Source organism: Streptomyces sp. 8N114 (assembly GCF_052245835.1).
GTDB lineage: Bacteria > Actinomycetota > Actinomycetes > Streptomycetales > Streptomycetaceae > Streptomyces.
This window is the reverse complement of sequence record NZ_JBQQBT010000005.1, coordinates 155,539-179,511: the sequence shown is the minus strand read 5'-3', so window position 1 is coordinate 179,511 and position 23,973 is coordinate 155,539. Positions and strand designations below refer to the sequence as shown.

The 23,973-nt window shown below is 70.1% G+C and carries 20 protein-coding genes; 8 read left to right on the top strand and 12 right to left on the bottom strand.

Annotated features, from left to right (window positions below):
- The first annotated feature begins 259 nt into the window (after positions 1-259).
- Positions 260-442 (top strand): hypothetical protein, encoded by a 183-nt coding sequence (locus ACTWQF_RS13665; RefSeq protein WP_443279618.1) that lies wholly within the window; start codon positions 260-262, stop codon positions 440-442.
- A gap of 10 nt (positions 443-452) precedes the next feature.
- Positions 453-695 (top strand): hypothetical protein, encoded by a 243-nt coding sequence (locus ACTWQF_RS13660; protein WP_443279617.1) that lies wholly within the window; start codon positions 453-455, stop codon positions 693-695.
- Here ACTWQF_RS13660 and ACTWQF_RS13655 read toward each other — a convergent pair.
- From ACTWQF_RS13655 to ACTWQF_RS13620, 8 genes are all read right to left on the bottom strand, one after another.
- Positions 679-1,482: a phosphotransferase gene (locus ACTWQF_RS13655; protein ID WP_443279616.1), complete on the bottom strand. Its 804-nt coding sequence runs from the start codon at positions 1,480-1,482 to the stop codon at positions 679-681. The two genes, ACTWQF_RS13660 and ACTWQF_RS13655, sit on opposite strands and share 17 nt — an antisense overlap.
- Positions 1,483-1,663: 181 nt before the next feature.
- Positions 1,664-3,688, bottom strand: a complete 2,025-nt coding sequence (locus ACTWQF_RS13650; RefSeq protein ID WP_443279615.1) for a glycoside hydrolase family 127 protein — start codon at positions 3,686-3,688, stop codon at positions 1,664-1,666.
- On the bottom strand, positions 3,685-5,709 hold the full coding sequence (locus ACTWQF_RS13645; RefSeq protein WP_443279614.1) for a glycoside hydrolase family 31 protein: 2,025 nt from the start codon (positions 5,707-5,709) through the stop codon (positions 3,685-3,687). Before ACTWQF_RS13645 ends, ACTWQF_RS13650 begins: the two co-directional genes overlap by 4 nt.
- A gap of 21 nt (positions 5,710-5,730) precedes the next feature.
- On the bottom strand, positions 5,731-6,573 hold the full coding sequence (locus ACTWQF_RS13640) for a carbohydrate ABC transporter permease (RefSeq protein WP_443279613.1): 843 nt from the start codon (positions 6,571-6,573) through the stop codon (positions 5,731-5,733).
- Positions 6,570-7,568, bottom strand: coding sequence for a carbohydrate ABC transporter permease (locus ACTWQF_RS13635; RefSeq protein WP_443279612.1), 999 nt, complete (start codon positions 7,566-7,568; stop codon positions 6,570-6,572). Before ACTWQF_RS13635 ends, ACTWQF_RS13640 begins: the two co-directional genes overlap by 4 nt.
- Before the next feature lie 22 nt (positions 7,569-7,590).
- Positions 7,591-8,850, bottom strand: coding sequence for a sugar ABC transporter substrate-binding protein (locus ACTWQF_RS13630; RefSeq protein WP_443279611.1), 1,260 nt, complete (start codon positions 8,848-8,850; stop codon positions 7,591-7,593).
- Positions 8,847-9,902, bottom strand: a complete 1,056-nt coding sequence (locus ACTWQF_RS13625; RefSeq protein ID WP_443279610.1) for a LacI family DNA-binding transcriptional regulator — start codon at positions 9,900-9,902, stop codon at positions 8,847-8,849. Before ACTWQF_RS13625 ends, ACTWQF_RS13630 begins: the two co-directional genes overlap by 4 nt.
- A gap of 105 nt (positions 9,903-10,007) precedes the next feature.
- Positions 10,008-12,806 (bottom strand): cellulosome protein, encoded by a 2,799-nt coding sequence (locus ACTWQF_RS13620; RefSeq protein WP_443279609.1) that lies wholly within the window; start codon positions 12,804-12,806, stop codon positions 10,008-10,010.
- A 448-nt stretch (positions 12,807-13,254) separates the two neighbouring features.
- Here ACTWQF_RS13620 and ACTWQF_RS13615 point away from each other — a divergent pair, with 448 nt between their 5' ends.
- On the top strand, positions 13,255-13,731 hold the full coding sequence (locus ACTWQF_RS13615) for a CAP domain-containing protein (RefSeq protein WP_443279608.1): 477 nt from the start codon (positions 13,255-13,257) through the stop codon (positions 13,729-13,731).
- A gap of 114 nt (positions 13,732-13,845) precedes the next feature.
- On the opposite strand, the gene ACTWQF_RS13610 is transcribed toward ACTWQF_RS13615, so the two are convergent.
- Together ACTWQF_RS13610 and ACTWQF_RS13605 are read right to left on the bottom strand one after the other, a co-directional pair.
- The gene (locus ACTWQF_RS13610) at positions 13,846-15,060 is read right to left on the bottom strand and encodes a S8 family peptidase (RefSeq protein ID WP_443279607.1); all 1,215 of its coding nucleotides are present in this window, start codon (positions 15,058-15,060) and stop codon (positions 13,846-13,848) included.
- Between the two features lie 116 nt (positions 15,061-15,176).
- On the bottom strand, positions 15,177-16,334 hold the full coding sequence (locus tag ACTWQF_RS13605) for a DprA-like winged helix domain-containing protein (RefSeq protein WP_443279606.1): 1,158 nt from the start codon (positions 16,332-16,334) through the stop codon (positions 15,177-15,179).
- Between the two features lie 204 nt (positions 16,335-16,538).
- Between ACTWQF_RS13605 and ACTWQF_RS13600 the strand changes: the two genes are divergently transcribed.
- The 3 genes from ACTWQF_RS13600 to ACTWQF_RS13590 all read left to right on the top strand — a co-directional run bounded on the left by ACTWQF_RS13600 (position 16,539) and on the right by ACTWQF_RS13590 (position 20,583).
- Entirely contained in the window at positions 16,539-16,961 is a 423-nt protein-coding gene (locus ACTWQF_RS13600) for a hypothetical protein (protein ID WP_443279605.1), read from the top strand.
- 253 nt (positions 16,962-17,214) lie between these two features.
- Positions 17,215-18,753 carry a multicopper oxidase family protein gene (locus ACTWQF_RS13595; RefSeq protein WP_443279604.1) on the top strand — a complete coding sequence of 513 codons (1,539 nt, stop codon included), beginning with the start codon at positions 17,215-17,217 and terminating at the stop codon, positions 18,751-18,753.
- Positions 18,754-18,831: 78 nt separating this feature from the next.
- Positions 18,832-20,583 (top strand): NAD+ synthase, encoded by a 1,752-nt coding sequence (locus ACTWQF_RS13590; RefSeq protein WP_443279603.1) that lies wholly within the window; start codon positions 18,832-18,834, stop codon positions 20,581-20,583.
- Here the strand turns inward: ACTWQF_RS13590 and ACTWQF_RS13585 are convergent.
- Positions 20,558-21,202 carry a class I SAM-dependent methyltransferase gene (locus ACTWQF_RS13585; protein ID WP_443279839.1) on the bottom strand — a complete coding sequence of 215 codons (645 nt, stop codon included), beginning with the start codon at positions 21,200-21,202 and terminating at the stop codon, positions 20,558-20,560. The two genes, ACTWQF_RS13590 and ACTWQF_RS13585, sit on opposite strands and share 26 nt — an antisense overlap.
- A 285-nt stretch (positions 21,203-21,487) precedes the next feature.
- Here ACTWQF_RS13585 and ACTWQF_RS13580 point away from each other — a divergent pair, with 285 nt between their 5' ends.
- Together ACTWQF_RS13580 and ACTWQF_RS13575 are read left to right on the top strand one after the other, a co-directional pair.
- Complete coding sequence (locus tag ACTWQF_RS13580) at positions 21,488-22,717, top strand: sensor histidine kinase (RefSeq protein ID WP_443279602.1); 1,230 nt, start codon at positions 21,488-21,490, stop codon at positions 22,715-22,717.
- Positions 22,714-23,361 (top strand): response regulator, encoded by a 648-nt coding sequence (locus ACTWQF_RS13575; protein WP_443279601.1) that lies wholly within the window; start codon positions 22,714-22,716, stop codon positions 23,359-23,361. The genes ACTWQF_RS13580 and ACTWQF_RS13575 overlap by 4 nt, the downstream gene beginning before the upstream one ends.
- A 58-nt stretch (positions 23,362-23,419) precedes the next feature.
- On the opposite strand, the gene ACTWQF_RS13570 is transcribed toward ACTWQF_RS13575, so the two are convergent.
- Positions 23,420-23,695 carry a hypothetical protein gene (locus tag ACTWQF_RS13570; protein WP_443279600.1) on the bottom strand — a complete coding sequence of 92 codons (276 nt, stop codon included), beginning with the start codon at positions 23,693-23,695 and terminating at the stop codon, positions 23,420-23,422.
- Positions 23,696-23,973 lie beyond the last annotated feature (278 nt).

Below are 23,973 nucleotides of genomic sequence, written 5' to 3'. Positions count from 1 at the left end.
GGCCACTGATTCCCCCGGGCTCAACGAACTGGCCCGAATCTCATCGTAGAGGTGGGCAGAGTTGGCGACAGTCCCCGGTCCTTCGTACGGCCGCCCGCCTTGAGGGCCTTCAACGAAGACACGCCACTTGCTGTCCGGGCCTTCCAACAGGACGTAAGCGCCGCCATGAGGAAAAGCGCTCATGGCGCGACATCGTAGCCGTTTCCGTGTTGTTCTCACCACAGAAAGTGACGAGCAGCTACCGCAGCAGGTGAGGACCGTGGAGCGAACCGAACCGCAGGAGTGGCCGTGCGAGGACTGTGCATGGTTCCGCACGATGATCAATCGGGCGGCATTCGACCCGAAGCCACGGGCCGACCTCGAAGCGCTCTTCGGCGCGCATCTGCACCGCAAGCACGCGCCGGAGGCGTCAGGTGGGCAGCGGCGGTCTCGGAGTGTGTGACGTGTGGGCCGTGGGCGAGATCGCGCAGGATATGAAGACCGGGAAGACGGGGGAGATCATCCAGGTGACGGGGCCCGCGCCATTCATCTACCGGCTCATGGTCCAGGAGGACGGCCCGCCCATCGTGGTCTACCGGTACGGGGAACAGTTGCGCCGAGTACGGCCTCGCAGCGAGACCGGCACGGGTGATCCCGCAGAAGAAGGCAACGCCGCCTCGCACTTGAGAAGTGCCAGCTTCAGCGCTCCACACTGACTCCCCGGTGGAGGGCCCATGCACGCGCCGCCTCGACCATGGCCCTGAGCCATTCGTGGCCGGTTCGTTCGGCCCGGAGGCGGTACATGCGCAGGGTGGCCGCTGCGAATGCGTCAATGGCGTAGGGGTCAGCTTCAGCCCAAGCTGGGCAGCCGTCAGCCCAGCCTTCAGCTGCCTTGGCGGTGTGTCCTGTTGCGATGAGCTGCATGACCAAGCAGGCGGGATCGATGAATCCCGCCCCTCGGGTCGGCCACGCCCAGTCAACCGCCCAGGTGGCTCGACGCCCAATGATCAGGTTGCTGGGGTTGATATCGGTGTGGAGAAGGGCGTCTCCCTCGAACAGAGCTACCTCCGCCTCGGTTTCGGCGTATCGGTTCCACCGAGTCTCCGGCCAGCCCTGGGCTACTTCGGGCAGCTCCAGTTGTCCGATCCGGTTGAGGACGCCGACGATCTCCGGGAGGTCGGTCGAGTCCGGCTCGAAGCGGGCCGGTCGCCCTTCGACGACCTCGAAGCCCAGGGCAACCCACTCTTCATCTTCCGTGTGCCACCGGAGGACTGGCGAGATGGGGTGGACGAATGGGTTGATCAACCTCTCCCGGACGAGGGAGTCGCGTCGGCCGCCGCGCCGGTTGCGGACTGCCTTGACGAAGAAGGGCCCCTTCTCGCATGCGAGCGTCGCGGTGAGGTCCGAGGAGAACCCACGGGTACTCGGCCGGGCCCCGGTCACGTCGCCGGTGTGCGGGTGGATGAGTGCCCAGAAATCCCGTCCGGGAAGGCTGTCGTCCATGGCTTCCTTCAGTTCCTCTGGGTGCATTCACTGCCTGGGAACCCGGGGCTGCACTCTTCGTCGCGGGCCGGGTCGCGGTCATTCTCCCCGCCATCCGGGGGGCTGAACGCCGATGCAGAAGTCCGCCGCAGGCCGCGTGCCCTCCCCTGCGTCGTACGTGAGAGGTACGCCGCCAGTGCGGTCAAGGGCCCTCCGGGTGCCGGGCGGGGAGCCAGATGCGCATGGCGGAGGGGGCGCGTTCGGCCCACTGGTGGTACGGAATGAGGGGGAGCTCAATCGTCAGGGCGGCGGCGTCCGGGGGGTGCGGGGCGGGGGCCGGGACGTACGGCCAAGGCGGTCCGGGAGTGGGGTGGGGGGTGGTGAAGGCGCGGATGAGGAGTTGGCCGTCGCGTTCCAGGGGCGGGGTGGCGGCGTCCAGCGTGAGGTCGTCGAGGGTGGTGCCGGCCGGGAGGTCGGGGGATTCCGCGCAGTAGACGAGGGGGCCGCTTTCGACGGCTACGCAGCCGCGTACGGCGTCGATGCGAGGGTCGGGCCAGGTGTAGCGCGGGGATGTGGGGATGGTCAGATGGATCTCCTCGCCTGCTACCAGTTCGCGGTCCACTACGGCCAGTCCCTGGGCGGCGGGGTGCTGGTGGCCGCCCTCGGCGAGTGTCGCGCCGCGGGCCCAGGCGGGGACGCGCAGACGCAGGGCCATCGGGCCATCGGGGGCCCGGAGTACGCGTACGGTCACGAGGCCGTCGTGGGGGTAGGCGGTGTCGACCTCGATCTCGACGGTGCGTCCGTCCCCCAGTTGGGCGCTGATCCGTGCGGCGGAGTACTGGAGCAGTGTCAGGTCCCGCTCCCCTGCCGTGGCGCAATAGGTGTGCCACGTGGCCAGGGTGCGGGCGACGTTGGTGGGGCAGCACGAGACGTCGAACCAGGCGGCGCGGGTGCCGCCGTCCGCGCGGGGGCTCACCTCGTCGTCGTCGTCGGATGCTTCGCAGGCTGCGCGCTGGTGCAGCGGGTTGGCGTAGAAGAAGGCCCGGCCGTCCGAGCGCGGCGAGGTGGCGATCACGTTGAAGGCGGTGCGCTCGATGAGGTCGGCGTACCGCAGCTGTCCGGTGGCGAGATAGAGCCGCCAGGACACCATGACGGAGGCGACGCCCGCGCAGGTCTCGCAGTAGGCGCGGTCCGGGGGCAGCTCCCAGTCCCCGCCGAAGCCCTCGTCCTGGTGGCGGGAGCCCATGCCGCCGGTCAGGTAGGTGCGCCGCGCCACCGCGTTCGTCCACTGGCGCTCGACCGCGGCGAGCAGCTCGGCGTCGTCGCACTCCACCGCCACGTCGACCGCGGCGGCCGACAGATACAGCTGGCGTACGGCGTGGCCGCGCCAGGTGCCGGCCTTGCGGATCGGCTCGTCGTCCTGGAAGTAGCCGCCGCTGCCGATACCGAACGGGACCTTCAGGGTCCGGTGACCGCGGCGGTCGAGGAACAGCCGCGCCTGCTCCACGTAACGCTCCTGGCCGAGCGCGCGCCCCAGTTCGGCAAGACCCACCTCGATCTCCGGGTGGCCGCAGATGCCCGGCAGTCCGTCAGGGCCGAAGGTCGCGCAGACGTGGTCGGCGGCCCTACGGGCGACGGCCACCAGTTCGTCGTCGCCGTAGGTGCGCAGCCGGGCGACGGCCGCCTGCAGCAGGTGGCCCGTGCAGTAAAGCTCGTGCCCGAACTCCAGGTCGCTGTAGCGGGGCGGGTGGTTCGCATGGCCGAAAGCGGTGTTGAGATAGCCGTCGGGGTCCTGGGCGCGGGCGATGCGCGCGGTCAGCCGCCGTACGGCGTCGTCGTGCGCGCGCTCGCCCGACCGGCCGTACTCCCAGGCCAAGGCCTCGAGGAGCTTGTAGACCTCAGAGTCGGAGAAGGACCACCCGGGCCGGTCCTGGCCGGTGGTGCCGTCCGCGACGCGGTCGAAATTGGCCAGCCAGCCCAGCCGCTCCATCCACTCCTCGCAGTGCGCGAGGGTCGCGGTGGCGTTGGTGGCCTGCAGCTTCGCCCAGAAGCCGCCGGTGAGCGCCACCTCTCCCATGCCGAGTGGCCGGTGGACGCCCCGAGTCGGGACGACCGGCCGGCCACCGTGCGGATCGACGCCGTTGCCGACCCCGCTTTCGACCCCGAATGCCGCGGACTCGGCCGCGGACTCGGCCGCGTGCTCAGTCGCGTTCTCCTCGGCCCTCACGCGGCTCCTCCCCTGTATTCGTCCAGCGGCACGTCCGCTCCCTCGCGGGTGAAGACGGGGATACGGTCGATGGGCGCGGCGGCTTCCACAGTGGTTCCGCCGTCGTGGAGCTCGCCCGTCGCGGTGTCGGTCCAGCGGGTGCCGGCCGGGAGGTGGACGGGGCGTGAGCGTTGCCCGGCGCGGGCGACGGGTGCGACAAGGATGTCCGGGCCGAACAGGAACGCGTCGTCGCTCTGCCAGGCCCGCGGATCGTCCGGGTAGTCGATGAACAGGGGCCGCATCGGCGGCAGCCCGGTCTGTGCGGCGGTACGCATCTGCCGGTGGATGTAGGGGCGCAGCCGCTCGCGCAGGTGCAGCAGGCCGGAGATGATCTCGTACGCCTCGTCCCCGTACGACCACACCTCGTTCGGTCCGCCCGATTGCGCGTACGAGGTGGGGGTGCGTGGTTCGCGGTCGCCGTGCAGCCGGAAGAGGGGGCAGAACACGCCGAACTGGAACCAGCGGATCATCAGTTCGCGGTAGGCGGGGTCGCGTGCGTCGCCGCCGTGGAAGCCGCCGATGTCGGTGGTCCACCACGGGATGCCGGAGACGGCGACGTTCAGGCCCGCGCGGATCTGCTGCCGCAGGGATTCCCAGGTGGCGGGGATGTCCCCGGACCACACCGCGGCGCCGTACTTCTGCGCGCCCGCCCATGCCGAGCGGCACAGCAGAACTGTCGGCTCAGTCTCGCCGTCGGCGGCCATTCCCTCGGCGAACAGGCGGGCGTTGTCCCGCGGATAGATTCCGGCGACCTCCGCGCCGGGGCCCGCGTACAGGGCCAGGTTCGCCGGGTGGGCCGGGTTCAGCTCGGGTTCGCAGGCGTCGAGCCAGAAGACTCGGATGCCCAGGTCGCGGTAGCCCTGCCGGACCAGCTCCCAGACGTAGGCGCGGGTTTCGGGGTTGGTCGGGTCGTAGAAGGCCACCGGCATCGGGGCTGCCATGTGCTTGTCCTGGATGGTCTGGTGGAACTCGACGCCCTGGTCGGTGCCAACCAGCAGGCCACGGTCCCGGTAGTCCGGGAAGTGCTCGGCCAGTGGGGAGACGGTCGGCCAGATGGAGACCATCAGCTCGACGCCCATTTCGGCCAGTTCGTCGACCATGGCCTTGGGGTCGGGCCACTCGCTCGCGTCGAAGCGGTAGTCGCCCATCGCCGACCAGTGGAAGTAATCGGTGACGATCACGGACAGCGGCAGCCCGCGGCGACGGTGCTCGCGGGCGACGGCGAGGAGTTCGTCCTGATCGCGGTAGCGCAGCTTGGACTGCCAGAAGCCGCTGGCCCACTGCGGGAGCTCCGGGGCGTGCCCGGTGGCGTCGGCGTACCGGGCGAGTATCTGAGCGGGTGTGGGGGCCGCGGTGAACCAGTAGTCGATCTCCCGGGCCTGGCCGGCCTGCCAGCGGGTGGCGTTTTCGGCGAACTCGACCCGTCCGAGGGCGGGGCTGTTCCACAGCAGTCCATAGCCGCGGTCGGACAGCACGAAGGGGATCGACACCTCGCCGTTGCGCTGTACGAGATCCAGGGCCAGGCCCTTGAGGTCGAGCCGGCCGTGGGTGCGCTGGCCCATTCCGTACAGCTGCTCGTCGGGGTGGGCGGCGAACTGCTGGTGCACCTCGTAGGCGCCGGAGCGGTTGCCGTGGAAGACCCGTGCGCCGGGCAGCCAGAAGTGCTCCCGGCTCTCGGCCAGCAGCACGGCTCCGGTGCTGGTGCGGGTGAAGGTCAACAGCGGCTCGGGGTAGGCGGCGGAGCGGTCGAAGTCCACCGTCACGGTCAGGTCGCCGTGGACCATCGTCGCGTGGTCCTCGGCGACGTCGATGTGTGGTGCCGGGGACGGCGGGGGTGTCTCCAGGGCGCCGTGGCTCTCGGCCGGGATGCGGTACTGCGCCGCGCGTATCCGGACGCTGTCCGCGCCCCACGTCTGGAGGGTCAGGACCTCGTGCCGGTGCCGGACTTCGAGGGCGGTGGCGGACGGGTGGAAGGTCACCATGGGCTTCAGTCCTTCGGTCCTTCAGTCCTTCACGGCACCGGCGGTGACCCCGCCGGCGACGAAGCGCTGGGCGACGACGAGGAGCACGGCCGCGGGCACGGACGCGACGACGGCGGTCGCCATGATCGAGTTCCATTCGGTGGTGTTGTTGCCGATGTAGGCGTAGATACCGAGAGTGATCGGGATCGCCTCGCCGTTCCGGTCGAGGGTGGAGGCGAAGACGAAGTCCGACCACGCCCACAGGAACGAGAACAGCGACACCGTCAGCACGGCGTTGCGGCCGAGCGGCAGCACCACGGAGACGAAGGTCCGCCAGGTGCCGGCGCCGTCGATCCGGGCGGCCTGCATCAGCTCGGAGGGGATGCCGGACATGAAGGCGGCGAGGACCATCACGCCGAACGGGACGGCGATGGTCGAGTCGGCGACGATCAGACCCCATACGGAGTTGATCCAGCCGAGCCGCACATAGACGGCGTAGAAGCCGATCGCCATGACCACGCTGGGGATCATCTGGGCGACGAGCAGGACGAAGCTGACCGTGCCTCTGCCCCGGCGGAGCAGTTTGGCGAGGGCGAATCCGGCAGGTGCGGAGATCAGCAGGGTGAGCAGCACACAGCCCAGGCCGATGCCGAGGCTGGTGCCGAGTGCGGGCAGCTGGTCCCGCAGGACGTCGCCGTACCCCTCGAACGTCGGGTTCCAGGGGAACCAGTGCGGCGGGTCGGCCCGCATGTCCTCGGTCCTGGTCAGGGAGACGTTGAACATCCAGTACACGGGGAAGAGCATCAGCGCGGTGAGGAAGACGCCCAGTGCGGTCTTCCACCGGGTGCGGCGCCTGGGTGCGGGCGGTGCCGTGCGGGTGGTCATGGCTGCTCCTCCAGGTTCTGTCGGTCTTGTCGACGCTGCAGCTGGAGGTAGACGAAGCCGAAGGCCAGCGCCATGAGGATGAGCAGGTTGCCGACCGTGGCCGCTGGGGAGAAGTCGGGCTGCCCGGTGCCGAACGCCTCGCGGTAGGACCAGACCGCCAGGGTGGTGGAGACGTTGCCGGGGCCGCCGGTGGTCATGATCCAGATAACGTCCACGACCTTGAGCGTGTAGACCAGGCCGAGCAGCAGCGTGATCGCCGAGACGGGGCGCAGGAGGGGGAACGTCACGCGCCAGAACTGCTGCCAGGCGTTCGCCCCGTCCAGGGCCGCCGCCTCGTACAGGTCCTCCGGGATGTTCTGCAGCCCGGCGTGCAGGATGACGAGGTTGAACGGGATGCCGAGCCAGATGTTCGCGGTGATCACGGAGATCAGGGCCCAGTCCGGATCGGTCAGCCAGTTGATCTGACCGATACCGAACGCCTCCAGGGCCGCGTTGACGATGCCGTTGTCGCCGGCCAGCATCCACGCCCAGGTGGAGCCGGAGACGATCAGCGGCAGCAGCCACGGCACCAGGAACATCGCGCGCAGCACTCCGGAGAGCCGGAAGTTGGCGCGGAAGAACACCGCGAGGGCGAGGCCGATCGCGTACTGCGCGGCGATCGAGACGAAGGTGAAAAGCAGCGTGTTGCGCAGCGCGAGGCCGAAGGTGTCGGAGGTGAGGACCTCGCGGTAGTTGGCAAGGCCGGTGAACTCGGCGTCGCCCATCACGAAAGCGCGGACCGTGTAGTCGTGCACGCTGAGTTCGAGGTTCCGGTACAGCGGATAGGCGTAGAAGATCAGCAGGTAGGCCAGGAGCGGGGCCAGGAACGCCAGTCCCGCCCACTGGGTGGAGCGGATGCGCCGGTGCCGGCGCTGCCGCGGCAGCGGGGCGACGGGCGGCGGCTCGCCGCCCGGGGCGCGCTGTGCGGGCGCGGCCGGCTTGGTGGTCACTCTCATGTCGGTTTCCTCCGGCCGGCGCTCAGCCGTCCTTGCCCTTCGCGGTCTTCGCGGCCGACTGCGCCTCCCGCAACGCCTCCTTGGGGCTCTTGGAACCGCTGAGACTCTTCTGTACGGCGTTCCAGAGCGGCTCGGAGATCTTCGGGTAGTCGGTGCCGAGGTTGTCGCTGGTGCGGCCCTTGGCGGTACGCACCGCCTCGACCCACGGCTTCAACTTGGGCTCGTCCTTGAGCAGTTGCTCCTGGGTGGCCTTGGTCGGCGGGATGTAGTACGCGAAGGTCTTGGCCGTCTCCACCATCCCCTTGGGGGTGGTCATGCACTTCACGATCTTCTTGGTGACCTCGTAGCGGCCGGTGTCCTTCTGTACGGGCGCGGTGATGAACTCGCCGCCGGTCGGGGTCGGGGCCACGCCGCCGTTCTTGCCGGGGATCTGGATGACGCCGGTGTCGAACTTCGCCTTCGCGGCGCTGTCGACCTGCCAGGTGCCGTTCACGGCGAAGGCGAACTTGCCGGTCAGGAACTCCTCCCAGGTCGAGTTCTGGGAGTTGTTGATCACCGACTCGGGGGCATAGCCCTTGTTCCGCCAGCCGGTCCACAGCTTCAGCGCGTCGGTCGCCTTCGGCGAGTCGAGGTCGTGCAGGTCCGCGCCGGCTCCCCAGAACCACGGCAGGAACTGGAAGGAGCCTTCCTCGGTGCCGATCCCGGCGAAGGTGATGCCCTTCTTGCCGGCTCCGGTCACCTTTTTCAGCGCGGCGGTGAGAGAGTCCCAGTCCTTGACCGAGGCGGGGTCGACACCCGCGTCGTCGAGGATGTCCTTGTTGTAGTAGAGCGCAAGCGTGTTGGCGCCGACGGGGATGCCGTACTCCTTGCCGTCCGCGACGCCGGCCGCCAGCAGGTTCTTGTCGATGCCGGAGGTGTCGAGGCCGAACTCCTTCATCGTGGCGAGCATGCCGGTGTCGGCGAGGGTGGAGACGGCGGGGTTGTCGAGCAGCATGAGGTCCGGCGACGTGTTCTCCTGGGCCGCCAGGAGCGCCTGGTTGGTGAGGGCTGTGGTGTCGTACGCGGTTCGCTTGATCTTGACGCCGGCCTTGTCGCCGCACTTGGCGACGCGCTTGGCCCAGCCGGACGACTTCTTGTGCTGCGGGTACGGGTCCCACCAGGTGTAGGTGTCGCCGGACTGCGCGCCTGAGGCGCCGCCGGTGTTGGACGCGCATCCGGTCATGGCCAGGACGGCGGCTCCGAACACGGCTATCGCGCGGGCGGACTTCGATGCGCTGCTCATGATGTTCCTCCTTGAACAGATGAGGTGCTGGGTATTGCGGGAGGCGGCCCGGTACTGCCGCGGTCGACGAGCTCGGGCGGGAGGAGACGCAGGACGTGCGGCTCCGCGCGGTTCTCCGGCGAGACGATGCGGCGCACCAGCTGGGTCACGGCAAGTTCGCCGAGCCGGTCCGGCGCGCTCTCGATCGAGGAGAACGGCAGGGAGAAGGTGCGGGCGAACTCGTCGGAGTACCGGCCGACGACCGACAGGTCCCGCGGCGCCGCGAGTCCGCGTGCGTGCAGCACCGACGGCAGGGCCGCGGCGGCGGCCTCGTTGCCCAGCAGCAGACCGGTGGCGGTCGGATGGGCGTCGAGCAGCGCGTGCAGGGACCGCCCGACCTGAGGCTGCTGTGACTCGCCGAAGGACGCGTGGAGCCGGATCCCTCGGGCCCGTGCCTGCTGGGCCACCGCGTTCTGCAGCCGCCAGACGTAGGCGCCGCCCCGCTCGACGACGTGCGCGGGCTGCGAGACGAGGATCAGTTCGCGGTGGTGCAGCCGGTACATGTGATCGACCATCAGCCGCCCTGCCGCCTCGAAGTCGAGGTCGAAGACGTCCACTCCGGAGCAGTCGCCGGGCAGTCCGACCAGCGTGCCGGGCTGCGGGGCCTTGCGCAGCAGGGGCAGCCGGGCGTCGTCCTGCGCGACGTTGAGCAGGACGACGCCGTCGACCATCCGCGAGGAGGTGATCCGGCGGAGTGCGCGGGCGCCGTCGGCCTCCGTGACGAGCAGCGTGTCGTAGCCGAGCGCCCGCGCGGTGTCGCTGACGCCGCGGATGTACTGCAGCATGGCCGGGGCGAACTCGTCCTCGAAGAACTGGGCGAGCAGCCCGATCACCCTCGTCTCCGCGGTGGCCAGCGCCCGGGCACCGGCGTTGGGCGTGTAGCCCAGCTCCCGGGCCGCGTCCCGGACGCGTTCTTGTACCTCCTCGGAGATGGAGCGCTTGCCGGACAGCGCGTACGACGCCGTACTGCGTGACACTCCGGCGGCGCGGGCGATATCGCCAATGGTGACCATGCTGCCTTCTCTTTCGGGCGGTTGACGTGCTGCGGCCGGCTGCCGACTGACTGTCGGCGGACTGTCGGCGGCCCTCACCCCTCGTCCGAGGGCCGCCGACGGCTTCTACGGCCGTTCCGCGAACGGTGCGAGCGTGATCTTGTCGAGCACGGGTGCGTACCGCGAGCGCAGCAGGATGCCCGGGAACGTGTCGGACGCGTAGGACTTGCCGTCGAAGTTGGGCAGTTCCTCGGCCGAGAACCGGATCGTGTTGCTGCCCTTCTTCAGCTGCACGGGGACGGTCTGCTCCCAGAAGTTGTTCTCGTGGAACGTGTGCGGGAACAGCGTGCGGCGCGGCTCGGCTCCGTTGACGGAGATGTCCGCGGGCCGGGCGAGCGGGTCCGGGTTGTAGTGGGTGGCCTCGGACTGCTCGGGGTTGGAGTAGCGCACACGCATGGCGTACCGGCCCGCTTTATCGGCCTTGACCTGGAAGGTCGCGGTGTTGCCGTTGCCCGGCTTGCCGCCGATGCCACGTACCGCGGAGCCGTCGTCGGCCAGCGACAGCTTCGCCGGTTCGGCGGAACCGGCGAGCTCGGCGTCCTCGGCCTGGTAGACGGTCGGTTCGAGGGCCTTGGAGGTCCGCTCGGCGGCGAGGTGGTCGACGAGCATCGTGCCCGACTTCCCGGTGACGGTGACCTTGTTGATGCCGCCGGACAGGGACGCGGCCACCTTCTTGTCCGACGGCGTGACGCGCAGTGCCTCCTGGCCGTTCACGCTGAGCTGCGCCTGGCCGGCCCCTCGGGTGGCGAGGGCGAGCGTGGACTCCGTGTCGGCGGGCGAGTAGACCCAGAAGGTCGCGCTGTCGCCCTTCTTGACCTCCGCAGCCCCCGCGCCGGTCACGCCGCCCTGGTCGTAGACGGGGCGCCCGCCGTCCAGCGCGGCCAGCTCGCCCTCGTAAACCGCCTTCTCGGCCTTGGGGCCGGGCAGGCTGAGCGTGAGCCGGTCGACGATCGCGTCACCCTTGGTGGCCCGCTTGCCGTCGAGGTTCTTGGCCGCGAGCGAGAGGGTGTGCTTGCCCTTGGTCAGTTTGACGGTGGTGTCGGTGTGGTCCCAAACCACCCACTTGTAGCCCAGTGGCAGGGACAGCTCCTGCTCGGCGCCGCCGTCCACCGTGAGGAACACATTGGTGGGGCCTTGTTCCTTGACCTTGTCGAAGGTGTTGAGCGAGTTGGCGAAGACGCTCAGGTCGTAGGTGCCGTCCTCGGGCACGTCGACGGTGAAGTCGAGCTTCACATCGGAGCCCGTCCGCAGGCCCCCGACGTCGTGACCGCCCGAGGTGTAGAACTTCGCCACGTCGGACGGTGAGCCCTCGGGACCGTTCTTGCTGTAGCCGGAGCCGGTGTGCGCGGCGTCCTCGGCCTCGTAACCGGCCTCCCACCGTGTCGTCGGAGCCGCAGTCTCCGTGTCCCTGCCGCCCGGGGCGAGGACGATCTCGTACGCCGACGACTCCTTCAGCGCCGGCATGCCGTCGTCGCCGAAGTCGAACGCCACCGAACCGTCGTCGCGGACCTTGACGTCTCTCTCCGCGATCAGCCGCGGCCGGGCGGAGTCGCCGATCTGCCCGGTCCACGGGATCTCGCGGATCCAGGCGTGCACCGTGTCCCCGAAGACATCGTCCGGCACATGGTCGAACGTGATGTGCCCGCCGCCGTCGGAGCCGCCGAAGATCGTCCGCGCCTGGCGCTTCTTCTCGTCCAGGGACGCCACGCCCTGCATGGTGTAGTTCTCGCCCGGGAAGGGCGGGTTCACCTGCACGGTACTGCCGGTCATGCTGCCGTACGCCTGGTAGAGCCACCACTGGCCGTTGCCGCGGTTGGACTGGACGGCCGAGTCCGACAGATTGCCGTCGATGTTCCAGTACGCGATGTCGGCGTCGACCTTGGACTCCTCGATCGCGGAGATCCACTGGATCATCTGGCCGGGGACCGAGGTGTGGTAGTTGTACGCGTACTCATTGATGTTGACGGGCAGTTCGGTGCCCTCGTGCGCGGTACCGGCGAAGGCATCCTTCTCCCAGCCGCGGTACTTCCTGACGCTGGTGCGGATCTGCTCCGGGTGGCTCAGCTCGTGCCAGGTCATGACCTCGGGGACGGTGCCGGACTGCACCGCGTGCTTCAGAAAACCCTCGACCTGGGGGAACAGAACACTGGTGTTGGGTCCGGCGATCCGCGCATCCGGCATCTTGTCCTTGATCAGCCGGTTCACGTCGTCCCATGCGGCGAAGTAGTCGTCCGGCTTGTCCAGCCAACTGGTGCCGTTGTAGCTCCACTTGCCGGTGCCGAACATATTGCCCTCGGGCTCGTTGAAGGGCACGAAGACGATGTTGTCCTGGTACTTCGCGGGCAGTTTCCGGACCTGGTCGACCTGCTTGGCGATCTTCTCCTTGTAGATCCGCATCTTCTCCGCCGGCGTGTCCCCCTCCCACTGGTAGGGAAAGCCGCGGTGGATGTCGGTCATATAGATGTAGACATCGCCGTCCGTGCTGTCCGCGAGCGGCTTGACGACCTCGAGCGCGTCGGCGCCCGGGTGCTGCGGTCCGTCCTGCGCCTTGGTGGAGACGGTGCGCAGGTTCATTCCCTCGATGAGGTTGTTCGTCGGTACGTCCTGCCCGTAGAGCCCGTAGAGGGATCCGGACGCGCCGCCGTGGAACGGGCCGGTCTGCTTGCCGAGGTCGACGGTGAGCTCGCCCTCACGGTCCACGGTCGGCAGTTCGGCGGCGGACGCCGACACCGGCGGGCCCGCGCCCACCAGGCCGATCCCCAGCGCGACGGCCAGCGCCACGGACAGGCCCGCACGGACCTGTCCCGTTCCCGGCCGTCGCTGCCGTGCTCTCGCACGTATCTGTCGCGCTCTCGGTAGCACCATCGTTGCGGCTCCTGCGAGATGTCGGAGGGGCTGCGTCGAACCGGTTCGACACAGTCGAGGGCTGCGCCGAACCGGTTCGACACCCCGGAAATTCAGTGCCTTCTCGGTGTGCGGCTGGGGCGGAGGTCAGGGGACACGCATGCGCGCGCCGTGGGAGGTCGGGGAGGGAGGGCGTCCGAGCCCAGTCGAGTCGTTCGAAATATCGGACGTCATCCCATCTGCCGAACGCAACATAGGGTGAGGCAGATGGGGCGTCAATGCTCCGCGCAGCACCTTTCACAGACGGATCTCGCATCGCCGCCGCCGTACACCGCCGGCCTCCCGCAACGGCCAGACCGTGCTCGGCCAGATCGCCGCATACACAGAAGGCAATGAGCCGATTTACTGGTAATCGCCTCTAAAGTGTCATTAAGGGCGCCTCGAAGCTGACGAGGAATGAGAGGGACGTATGGAATTCGCGTTCAGCCGGTTCGCCGGGCGCGGTGCGGCCCTCGGGCTCGCGTTGGCGCTGGTGACCGCCACAGGGTGGGAGGCCGGTGCCGCGCCGGGGCGCGCCGGGGTCCTCGCGCTGGTCAATGCGGAGCGGGTCCGGGCCGGCTGCCCCGTGGTCGCCGGAAACGGGGCGCTGCGGAGGGCCGCGCAGCAGCACAGCACGCGGATGGCAGATGCCCGGCGCCTCTCCCACACCCGGCCCGGCGGCTCCCCCGGCCGACGGGTGGCCGCCAAGGGCTACCGGTTCCGGCGTGTGGGAGAGAACCTCGCCCGGGGCCAGGGGAACGCCGCCGAAGTGGTGCGGGCGTGGATGCGCAGCCCGAAGCACCGCGCAGCGCTGACCAACTGCGCCTACCGAGACGCCGGTGTGGGGGTGAGCGACGGACCCGGGGGCCCGTGGTGGACGCTGATGCTGGCCAGCAAGCGGAAGTGACACCACCGGCAGAGCACACAGGACCGCGGCCCGGTGTGTGGGGCACCGGGCCGCGGAAGGTGGGGGTGTCGGACGAGTGTCGTTCCTCGTCACCCACTGTTGTTCAGTTGCGTGTTACTTGACGACGTTCAGCAGCAGGTTGGGCGAGCCCTGACCCGGGTTGCCGACGACATCCTTGGACGCGCCCTCGGTCAGCGCCTTGGAGACGGCGTCCGGCTTGGCGTCCTTGTGACCCGAGAGGTAGACCGCCGCGGCGCCCGCGACGTGCGGCGAGGCCATCGAGGTGCCGGAGATGGTGTCGGTGGCGTCGTCGCCGGTGTTCCAGGCTCCGGTGATGTCCACGCCGGGGGCGTACAGGTCGAGGACATCTCCGTAGTTGGAGAAGTCGGCCTGGGCGTCCTTGTTGTCGGTCGCGCCGACCGTGATGGCTTCCTTCACCCGGGCCGGCGAGTTGTTCCCGGCGTCCGTGGACTCGTTGCCCGCGGCCACCGCGAAGGTGATACCGGCCTTGATGGAGTTCTGCACGGCCTTGTCCAGCGCCTCGTCGGCGCCGCCGCCGAGCGACATGTTGGCGACCGAGGGGGCCTTGGCGTTCTTGGTGACCCAGTCGATGCCCTGGACGACCTGCTCGGTGGTGCCGGAGCCCTGGTCGTCCAGGACGCGGACGGCGACCACGTTGGCCTTCTTCGCGACGCCGTGCGCCTCGCCCGCGACCGTGCTGGCGACGTGCGTGCCGTGCCCGTTGCCGTCGGAGGCGTCGTCGTCACCGTCGACCGCGTCGAAGCCGCTCTTGGCGCGGTCGCCGAAGTCCTTGTGCGTGGTGCGGACGCCGGTGTCGATGATGTAGGCGTTCACGCCCTCGCCCGCGCCGTCCGGGTAGACGTACTTCTTGTCCAGCTTCAGATCGGGCGTGTCGATCCGGTCCAGGCCCCAGGACGGCGGGTTGGCCTGCTCGCCGGCGAGGGAGTGCTTCTGGTTCGCGTAGACCTTGTCGACCGCCGGGTCGGCCGCCAGCTTCTTGGCCTCGTCGGCGGACATCTTCGCGGAGTACCCGTTGAGGGCCTTGGTGAAGGTCTTGCGCACCTTGCCGCCGTGGTCGGCGATGACCGACTTGCCCTTCGCGGCGGCCGACTTGGTGCTCACGGCCGACTTCTTCATCGTGACGATGTAGCTGCCCTTGACGGCCTTCGCCGAGCTCGCGCCGACGACCGTGCCTTCCGGCTGCGCCTCCGGAGTCGCGTTCGCGGGGAGCGCCGTGACGGTGCCGATGGCCGCCGCGGCCACCGCCGCCGATATACCGAGGGCAACTTTCTTGCGCGTCACTGCCATGGGGAGGGTGCCTCCTCGTGTGGGGGATGCGCTGTGGGGTGCGCGATCGGAACGCTAGGCGCCTGTTCCGAGCAGGACAAGGGGTCCCGGGTGACGCGGGTAGATTCTCAATTGCCTTACGAGGGGGCATTCTTGGCGGTTCGGGCAGGGTCCGGTGCCGGCGCCGGTGTCTGTTCCTGTGTCTGCGTCTGTGTCTGTGTCTGTGTCTGAGGTTGCGACTGCGTCTGTGGGAGCCAGCCGAGACTGGCCGCGCGAACGCCGAGCTGGAACCTGGTCGTTGCGCCGAGGCGCTCCATCAGCCCGTGCAGCCGCCGCTGGAAGGTGCGGTAGCTGATGCCCAGTTGGCGGGCCATCACCTGGTCCGTCATACCGGTCGTCAGCAGCGCCAGCAGCTTGGCCTCCTGCGGGCTGGGTCCGTCCGGCGCCCCCGGGCGGCGGCCCGACAGATACTCCGAGATCGGCAGCGCCCTGCCCCACAGCACCTCGAAGAACTCGCACAGCACCTCCAGCAGCCCGGAGGGGTGTACGACGACGCTGCTGGCCAGCTCGTTCGGCGCGGCGCGCAGCGGGATCAGCGCGATGCGGTCGTCCGCGATCAGCATCTTCGTCGGGGTGTCCGCCATCACCCGGGCGTCCTCGCCCAGTTCGGCCGCTGCGCCGATGTCCTTGTCGAACCGGTGGAAGGTGGCGAGCCCTTCTGTGTCGTAAATCACCCGGTAACTGATGCCCCGCCGCATCATCTGGGCCTGCACCGGCATCATGCCGGTCTTCGGGTCGAGGCGGTCGGGGTCGCTGTTGGCATAGGGCGGCCGGTCGATGCCCCGTATCTCGGCGCGTGCGCTGCGCTGGAGCTGGTCGACCTGGCGGATGACGGCCGCCCGCCCCGTGACGATCTCCACCAGCTCCAGCGGATCGCGGCCCGCGGTGTGCGCCCGGAAGCGGGCCGCCAGATGCTGGATATGGCGGCGTGTGCGGTGAATCTCCTCCTCACGGGCGAGCAGCAGCGACTCGAAGGCGATCTCGGGGGCCACCGGCAGATAGCGTTCAGCTCCCTTGCCGCCCCCGTCCGCATTGCCGGCACCGTCCACCCTGCTGGCACCGTCCGCGGAGAAGCGTCCCACCAGGTTCAGCTTCTCCAGGGAGGCGAGTGCGGCACGGACGCGGGCGGCACTCACCCCGGCGGCGGCACGCAGCTCGTTGACGGTCACGGCACCGTCCACCAACGCCTCGTAGACCTGCTGCTGGACGGGGTCGAGATCAAGAGCCTCCAACATGCTGGGCATCCTGTGCGCGGTGGCGAGTTCACGTCAATGACCGAACACCGCCAGGGCATCGGCAAATACGGAGGAAGCCTGCGGAAACCGGCGCGGCGTCGCGGTGCCGCGCCGGTCTGCCCCGGTACCGCGCCGGGTTGCACCGGTGCGGGACCCGTGCGGGCCGCTGCATACCCCCGCCCCGCATACGGTTAGGGTGATCGCATGCTGACCGGCGAGCGTGCACCCGGCGCCCGCACCGTGTGGTGCGGGCGGGTACTGCTGCTTGCCGCGCTGTTGTTGGGGATCGTCACCATGCATTCGCTCGGGCACCTTGTGCCCGAGCGTCCCGTGATGGAGCACGTCTCCGCGGCTCCGGTTTCGGACCACGCCTTGGGCCACCACGTGACCGAGGGCCACGCTCCGGCTCATGACGACGGGCACGGGACGTGGATGGACCCGCGCTCTGTTTGTCTGGCCGTACTGGGTGTGTGGACGGCTGCCGCGCTGCTGGGGGCGGCAGTGCTGGTGGTGCGGGGTGCCGGTTCGTGGGCGCCGTACCGTGCCCCGGTGTTGCGGGTGTTGTGGCCGTTGCCGCCGCCTCGGACGGCGTTGAGGCTTGCGCAGTTGTCGGTGCTGCGGACCTGAGAGGGCCCCGCACGTTCTCTCTCTGCCTCTCTCTGCCTGGGGATGTGGGGGCACGCCTCCTTTCGCTTTCGGCTGCCGCTGAGTGCTTGTGGGGGCACGCCCCCTTGGGTTTTCGGCTGCCGCCGACAGGTCGTGTCGGTGGGCTCCGCCCGGGCTGGAAGCCGTTTGTCTGCGGGTGGCGCCCATAGCTGGGGTGGAGAGAGGACGTGTGCGCGGTTTCGCAAGTGATCCGACAACATCGTGAGGTACACACATGCGTTCCCTTCCCACGCGGCGAGCCGTGCTCGGAACCGGCGCGGCCCTTGCCGGGGCCGGGCTGTTGGGGGCCTGCTCGAACAGTGAGGGCTCCGGTAAGGGCTCCGACGGATACGTCGAGCCGGGCGGGCCCGAGGTCCGGGCCGCCGAGGCGGAGCGGCCCAAGGGCCGTACGGAGAAGGTGCGGCTCACCGCGACCCGCACCCGGCTCGAACTGGGCTCCGGCACCACCGTGCCGACCTGGGCGTACGGCGATCGGGTGCCCGGCAAGGAGATCCGGGTGACCGCGGGCAACACGCTCGCGCTCACCCTCGCCAACCATCTGCCGGAGGCGACCTCCGCGCACTGGCACGGGCTCGCCCTCCGCAACGACATGGACGGGGTGCCCGCGCTCACCCAGCGGGAGATCCGGCCGGGCGCCGATTTCACCTACCGGTTCGCTGTCCCGCAGCCGGGCACGTACTGGTTCCATCCGCACTCCGGCGTCCAGCAGGACCGCGGGCTGTATGCGCCGCTGATCGTCGAGGACCCGAAGGAGCCGCTGCGGTACGACAAGGAGTGGGTGGTCGTACTCGACGACTGGGTGGACGGCGTCGACGGGTCGACACCGGACTCCGTCCTGACCGAACTGCGCCAGGGCATGGACCACGGTGGGCACGGCATGCACGGCATGGGTGGCCGTTCCGAGCCGTCGCCCGGGAAGGGCGGTCCCTCGCGGATGATGATGGGGGCTGCCAGTGAGGTGCTGGGCGGGGACGCAGGTGATGTGAAGTACCCGCACTATCTGGTCAACGGCCGGGTCCCGGCAGACCCCGAGAGCTTTCGGGCGAAGCCGGGTGACCGTATCCGGATCCGCTTCATCAATGCGGGCGGGGACACGGCTTTCCGCGTCGCGCTCGGGGGCCATCGGATGACGGTCACGCACGCCGACGGCTATCAAGTCGAGCACGCCGCTACCGACGCGCTGCTGCTCGGTATGGGCGAGCGGTACGACGTGCTCGTGACGGCGGAGGACGGTGTCTTCCCGCTCACCGCGCTGGCCGAGGGCAAGAAGGCGACGGCCCGGGCGCTGCTGCGTACCGGCTCAGGCGCTGCCCCCTCTCCCGCGGTCCGTCCGAAGGAGCTGGCGGGCACGCCGCTGACCGCCGAGAAGTTGAAGGCGGCGGGCTCGGCGCGGCTGGAGCCGGGCAAGCCGGACCGTACGGTCACGCTGCGGTTGACCGGCTCCATGGCGAAGTACGACTGGGGGCTCAACGGCAAGCAGTACGACCCGCGGCAGCGGCATGCCGTCACTGCGGGTGAGCGGGTGCGGCTGCGCTTCGTGAACACGACGGAGATGTGGCACCCGATGCATCTGCACGGCCACACTTTCGCGCTGCCGGACGGCGGACCCCGTAAGGACACCGCGATCGTGCTGCCGGGGAAGACTCTGGAGGTGGACTTCGACGCGGACAATCCGGGGCTGTGGATGGTCCACTGCCACAACGTCTATCACGGTGAGGCAGGGATGATGACGGTGCTTGGCTACCGTAAGTAGTCGTTTCGGAGAGGTCCCGGGAAAGGTTCCGGGACCTCTCCCGGCCATAACGTCAGCCCGACGATTACACTCGGCTGCGTGGCTCAACTACGTCTCGCGCTGAATCAGATCGACTCCACCGTCGGCGACCTGGAGGGCAATGCCGCGGCTGTCCTCCGGTGGACCCGGCACTCCGTCGAACAGGGCGCCCATCTGGTCGCGTTCCCGGAGATGATGCTGACCGGGTATCCGGTCGAGGACCTGGCGCTGCGCCGGTCGTTCGTCGAGGCGAGCCGCACAGCCGTGCGGGAGCTCGCGCGGCGGCTGGCCGACGAAGGGCTGGGCGAGGTGCCCGTCGTCGTCGGCTATCTCGACCGCTGCGAGCAGGCCCAGCCCCGCTACGGTCAGCCCGCCGGTGCCCCGCAGAACGCGGCGGCCGTGCTGCACCGCGGCGAGATCGTGCTGGCCTTCGCCAAGCACCATCTGCCGAACTACGGCGTCTTCGACGAGTTCCGCTACTTCGTGCCCGGCGACACCATGCCCGTCCTGCGTGTGCACGGCGTGGATGTGGCGCTCGCCATCTGTGAGGACCTGTGGCAGGAGGGCGGCCGGGTCCCGGCGGCACGCACCGTGGGCGCGGGGCTGCTGCTGTCGGTCAACGCCTCGCCGTACGAGCGGGACAAGGACGACACCCGGCTGGACCTGGTGCGCAAGCGCGCGCAGGAGGCGGGGTGCACGACCGCGTATCTGGCCATGATCGGCGGCCAGGACGAGCTGGTCTTCGACGGCGACTCGATCGTCGTCGACAGCGACGGGCAGGTGCTGGCGCGTGCGCCGCAGTTCGAAGAGCAGTGTCTCGTCCTCGACCTGGAGCTGCCGGCTGCCGCCGCGACACCGCCGTCGGGTGAGGTGGACGACGGGCTGCGAGTCGAGCACCGCGTCCTCTCGGCCGAGCCGCTGCCCGCCTACGAGCCTGAGGCCACCGGTGGCGAGGCGCCGCGTATGGAGGACGACGAGGAGATCTACACAGCGCTGGTGGTCGGGCTGCGCGCGTATGTGGTCAAGAACGGCTTCCGCTCGGTGCTGATCGGGCTGTCCGGCGGCATCGACTCGGCCCTGACGGCCGCGATCGCCTGCGATGCGATCGGCGCGGAGAACGTGTACGGCATCTCGATGCCGTCGCGGTACTCCTCGGAGCATTCGAAGGAGGATGCCGCCGAGCTGGCGGAGCGCACCGGGCTCAACTTCCGCACCGTCGAGATCGAGCCGATGTTCGCCGCGTACATGGGCTCGCTCGGCCTCACCGGGCTCGCCGAGGAGAACCTCCAGGCGCGGCTGCGCGGCACGCTGCTGATGGCCGTCTCCAACCAGGAGGGCCACATCGTGCTGGCCCCGGGCAACAAGTCCGAGCTGGCGGTGGGCTATTCGACGCTGTACGGCGACGCGGTGGGCGCCTACGGCCCGATCAAGGACGTCTACAAGACGAACATCTTCCGCCTCGCGAAGTGGCGCAACCGCGCTGCCCACGAGCGCGGCCAGACCCCGCCCGTCCCCGAGCGTTCCATCACCAAGCCGCCCAGCGCCGAGCTGGCCCCCGGCCAGGTGGACACCGACTCGCTGCCCGACTACGACGTCCTCGACCGCCTCCTGAAGCGGTACGTCGACGGCGACCAGGGCGCGGCGGCCATCGTCGAGGCGGGCTTCGACGCGGAGACCGTGGTGCGGGTGCTGCGGATGACGGACCGCGCCGAGTACAAGCGCCGCCAGTACCCGCCGGGCACGAAGATCTCCCCCAAGGGCTTCGGCAAGGACCGCCGGCTGCCGATCACCAATCGGTGGCGGGAGGGCTGACGGCCGCTGTCGGGGGCGTTCGCAGCCACCAGGCGCGGGCGGGCGGGAGGTTGGCCCAGGCGGTGCTGGAGCCGGCGCGGCACCGGTCGCGGTAGCCCGCGAGGACGGCCTCCACCGCGCGGTGCCTGTTCGCCTCGGCCGCCGACGCGAACAGCCGGCGTGCCCGGGCGGTACCCAGATACGCGAAGTAGGTGAGGGTGCCGCCCGGCTTCAGCAGCGTCAGCAGGCGCTCCATGACGGTCTCGACCTGAGCCGGGCGGAAGTTGGTGAAGGGCAGCCCGGAGACGATCACGTCGTAGCGGTGGCCGGGCTGCCAGCGCTCGATCCGCGTCTCCCGCACGCTCACCTGCGCCTCGCCGGGGTGCGCTCCGGCCAGCGCCCGCAGCCGGGCGGCGAAGCGGGGATTGCTCTCGACGACATCCAGTCTGCTGCCCTCGCCGAGCGCGTCCAGCAGCAGCCGGGTGACCGGACCGGTGCCCGCGCCCACTTCCAGCACCGTGAGGGGGCGGTGCCCGGCCTGGCGGCGTACGGGCTCGGCCAGCAGCCCGGAGAGGCGGCGACCGCTGGGGGCGAGGGCCCCGGTGGTACGTATGTCGGTCAGCGCCTCGGCGAGGAACATCAGCCCCGGGCTGCCGGGACGGCGCGGCCGGGCGCTCTCGTCAGGGGTGGTCCCAGGGTTCCCCTCAGGGGCCGCCGCCGGACCGGCGCCGGGCGGAAAAGCCGTGTTCAGGGCGGTGTTGGGGGCGGTGCTCTTGACGTGCGAGTCGTTCATGGCGGCGACGCTAGGAGCGGCACCCGGGGAGAGAATCCGCCGTCATGCGACGGCAACCCCCTACGAAAGTCGGGGGTGACGGCGTTCACAGGTCGGAGCCGCTGAGCGCGGTCCGTCCCTAGGCTCGGTCCGGTGGACGCGCAGATACGGGGCCGGCCGGGCCCGCGGGCGACGCGGTGGGCCGATGGCGCCGTCGTGGCGCTCGCGACAGCACTTTCCGTACAGGAGGCCGCCCTCGGCAACGGGGCCCGGTACGGCTCCGTCTGGGTCGCCCTCGCCGTGACGGCCGGTCTGTCGCTCGCCGTACGGCACCGGTGGCCGTCGGCGGTCGCCGCGCTGACCGGCGCCGTGGCCGGGCTGGCCGGGCTCGTCCTGCCCCTGCTGGTGGCGCTCTCCCACCTCGCTTCCCGCGGGCGACCACGCGCGGCGGGCTGCGCCGTTCTCTTCGCGGTGACGGTCAACGCGGCTGCGCTCGCCCTGCACTTGGGGCCCGCTCCGCATCTGTGGGAAACCCGCTCCTACGGGCCGGTGCTGCTGCCGGTCCTCGCGGTGGTGCTGGGGCTGTGGACAGGCGGCAAGCGGCGGCTGGTGGAAGCCCTCGACGCCCGTGTCGAGCACCTGCGTACGGAGCGCATGCTGCGGGAGCGCTCGGCGCGGCTCGCGGAACGGGCGGCCATCGCGGCGGAGATGCACGACGTACTGGCGCACCGGCTGAGCCTGATCGCGCTGCACACGGGCGTACTGGCCACCCGTAAGGAGGCCCTGCCGGAACGGGTGGCGGACCGGGTCGGGCTGCTGCGCACGGCAGCCACGGAAGCGCTGACCGATCTGCGGGACGTCCTCGGCGCGCTGCGCGACCCGGACACCGGCCATGACGGCGATCAGTACTGCGGAGCGGACAGCGGTCCGGCGTGCGGGGACGGGGCGCGCGGGGGCGGAGCCGAGGGACCGGCGCTCCGGGATCCGGCGGACGTGGTCGCCGAGGCGCGGGCCGCGGGGCAGCGGGTCACGGCGGTGCTCGACGAGGCTCCGGCGCGCGCCCCCGCCGCGCACCGGCTGGCGGTCCTCCGGATCGTGCAGGAGGCGCTGACCAACGCCCGCAAGCACGCGCCGGAGTCGGCCGTGCGGATCGCCGTCGGCTACGGCCCGCCGGTCACCCTGGTCGAGGCCGTCAACGGGACGGGGCCCGCGTCCGGGCCGCTCCGCCTGCCGCCGTCCGGCTACGGTCTGGTCGGGCTGCGGGAGCGGGTCGAAGCGCTGGGCGGCGAGCTGTCGGCGGGTCCGCACGAGGCGCCCGGCGGGGAGACGTGCTGGCGTCTGGTTGCCCGTATTCCGCACTCGGAGAGGGGGCGGAGCGAGTGATCCGCGTCATGATCGTCGATGACGACGCGCTGGTCCGGCTGGGCCTCACCGATCTGATCGAGGGCGACAGCACCCTCGAACTCGTCGCCGCGGCACGGGACGGTGCCGAGGCCGTCGCGGCGGCGACCGCGCACCGGGTGGATGTCGCACTGGTGGACGTCCGGATGCCGGGTACGGACGGCATCACCGCCACCGCGCGGCTCCGCGCCCTGCCCCGGCCGCCGCGAGTGATCACGCTGACCACCTTCGACCTGGACGCGTACGTCTACGACGCGCTCGCCGCGGGTGCGGACGGCTTCCTGCTCAAGGACACCGACCCCGCGGAGATCCTGCGCGCCGTGCACCTGGTGGCCGCGGGCTCCGCCATGCTGCACCCCGCGGCGGCGCGCCGGCTGATCGACCGGCACCACCGGCGCGGCGCGGCCCGGGCGGCTGCGGCCCGGGCCGCTGTGGAGGGGCTCACCCCGCGGGAGCGCGAGGTGCTGGCTCTCCTGGCGGAGGGCGCGGCCAATGCGGAGATCGCTGGCGCTCTGGCCATGCGGGAGAGCACGGTCAAGGCGCATGTGAGCCGGATACTGGCCGTTCTCGGCGTCGACAACCGGGTGCGGGCCGCGCTTATGGCGCGCGATGCAGGGGTGGTGTGAGGCCAGGCCCCGGGCGGGGCTGCGGATCTCCCCCAGCGTTCCGGGGCCCGAGAGGTCCCTACTGGACGAACAGCGCCCAGCCGCGCATCGGGTCCAGCTGGCAGATGTATTCGCTGTAGCCGTGCCGGAGGTAGTACGCACCGCCGTTCTGGCACTGCGTCTTGTTGGGGTAGAAGGCCACGAACTCCCAGGCGGCGGCCTGCTGCGCGGAGGACGGGGCGGCGGGCGGAGCGTTGTCGGCGGGGGCGGCAACGGCCGGCGCCGCGGCGGCCAGGGTGCCGAGGAGCGCCACTGCTGAGGCTGTGACAGCGAGACGGGCCGAACGGGATCTCATACGAGTTCCTCCCTCTAGAACATGGACGACCCCACGGGTGCGCGAGCAGATTGTGCGAAGGGTCGAACGAGCACCCCTCACGACCTCCCCAACTCGCCTTCTTTGAAGGCGAGTTGGGAAACCGTGGAGATGCCGATGAGCGTATGCAGGTACCGGGGCAACTGCCACTGACATACGAGGTGACTCAGGTCACACATTTCCCCCACGACGCGAACGCCCCATGTTGTGCAGAGTCGATCCCGCGTACCCCGCGGAGGGTGTGCGCCCCGAAGGGGCGC

Coding starts and splice junctions, on each gene's coding strand:
- ACTWQF_RS13655 (WP_443279616.1), bottom strand. CDS start 1,482: ATGGACGACAGCCTTCCCGGACGGGATTTCTGGGCACTCATCCACCCG.
- ACTWQF_RS13645 (WP_443279614.1), bottom strand. CDS start 5,709: ATGGTGACCTTCCACCCGTCCGCCACCGCCCTCGAAGTCCGGCACCGG.
- ACTWQF_RS13640 (WP_443279613.1), bottom strand. CDS start 6,573: ATGACCACCCGCACGGCACCGCCCGCACCCAGGCGCCGCACCCGGTGG.
- ACTWQF_RS13635 (WP_443279612.1), bottom strand. CDS start 7,568: ATGAGAGTGACCACCAAGCCGGCCGCGCCCGCACAGCGCGCCCCGGGC.
- ACTWQF_RS13630 (WP_443279611.1), bottom strand. CDS start 8,850: ATGAGCAGCGCATCGAAGTCCGCCCGCGCGATAGCCGTGTTCGGAGCC.
- ACTWQF_RS13625 (WP_443279610.1), bottom strand. CDS start 9,902: ATGGTCACCATTGGCGATATCGCCCGCGCCGCCGGAGTGTCACGCAGT.
- ACTWQF_RS13620 (WP_443279609.1), bottom strand. CDS start 12,806: ATGGTGCTACCGAGAGCGCGACAGATACGTGCGAGAGCACGGCAGCGA.
- ACTWQF_RS13615 (WP_443279608.1), top strand. CDS start 13,255: ATGGAATTCGCGTTCAGCCGGTTCGCCGGGCGCGGTGCGGCCCTCGGG.
- ACTWQF_RS13610 (WP_443279607.1), bottom strand. CDS start 15,060: ATGGCAGTGACGCGCAAGAAAGTTGCCCTCGGTATATCGGCGGCGGTG.
- ACTWQF_RS13605 (WP_443279606.1), bottom strand. CDS start 16,334: ATGTTGGAGGCTCTTGATCTCGACCCCGTCCAGCAGCAGGTCTACGAG.
- ACTWQF_RS13600 (WP_443279605.1), top strand. CDS start 16,539: ATGCTGACCGGCGAGCGTGCACCCGGCGCCCGCACCGTGTGGTGCGGG.
- ACTWQF_RS13595 (WP_443279604.1), top strand. CDS start 17,215: ATGCGTTCCCTTCCCACGCGGCGAGCCGTGCTCGGAACCGGCGCGGCC.
- ACTWQF_RS13585 (WP_443279839.1), bottom strand. CDS start 21,202: ATGTTCCTCGCCGAGGCGCTGACCGACATACGTACCACCGGGGCCCTC.
- ACTWQF_RS13570 (WP_443279600.1), bottom strand. CDS start 23,695: ATGAGATCCCGTTCGGCCCGTCTCGCTGTCACAGCCTCAGCAGTGGCG.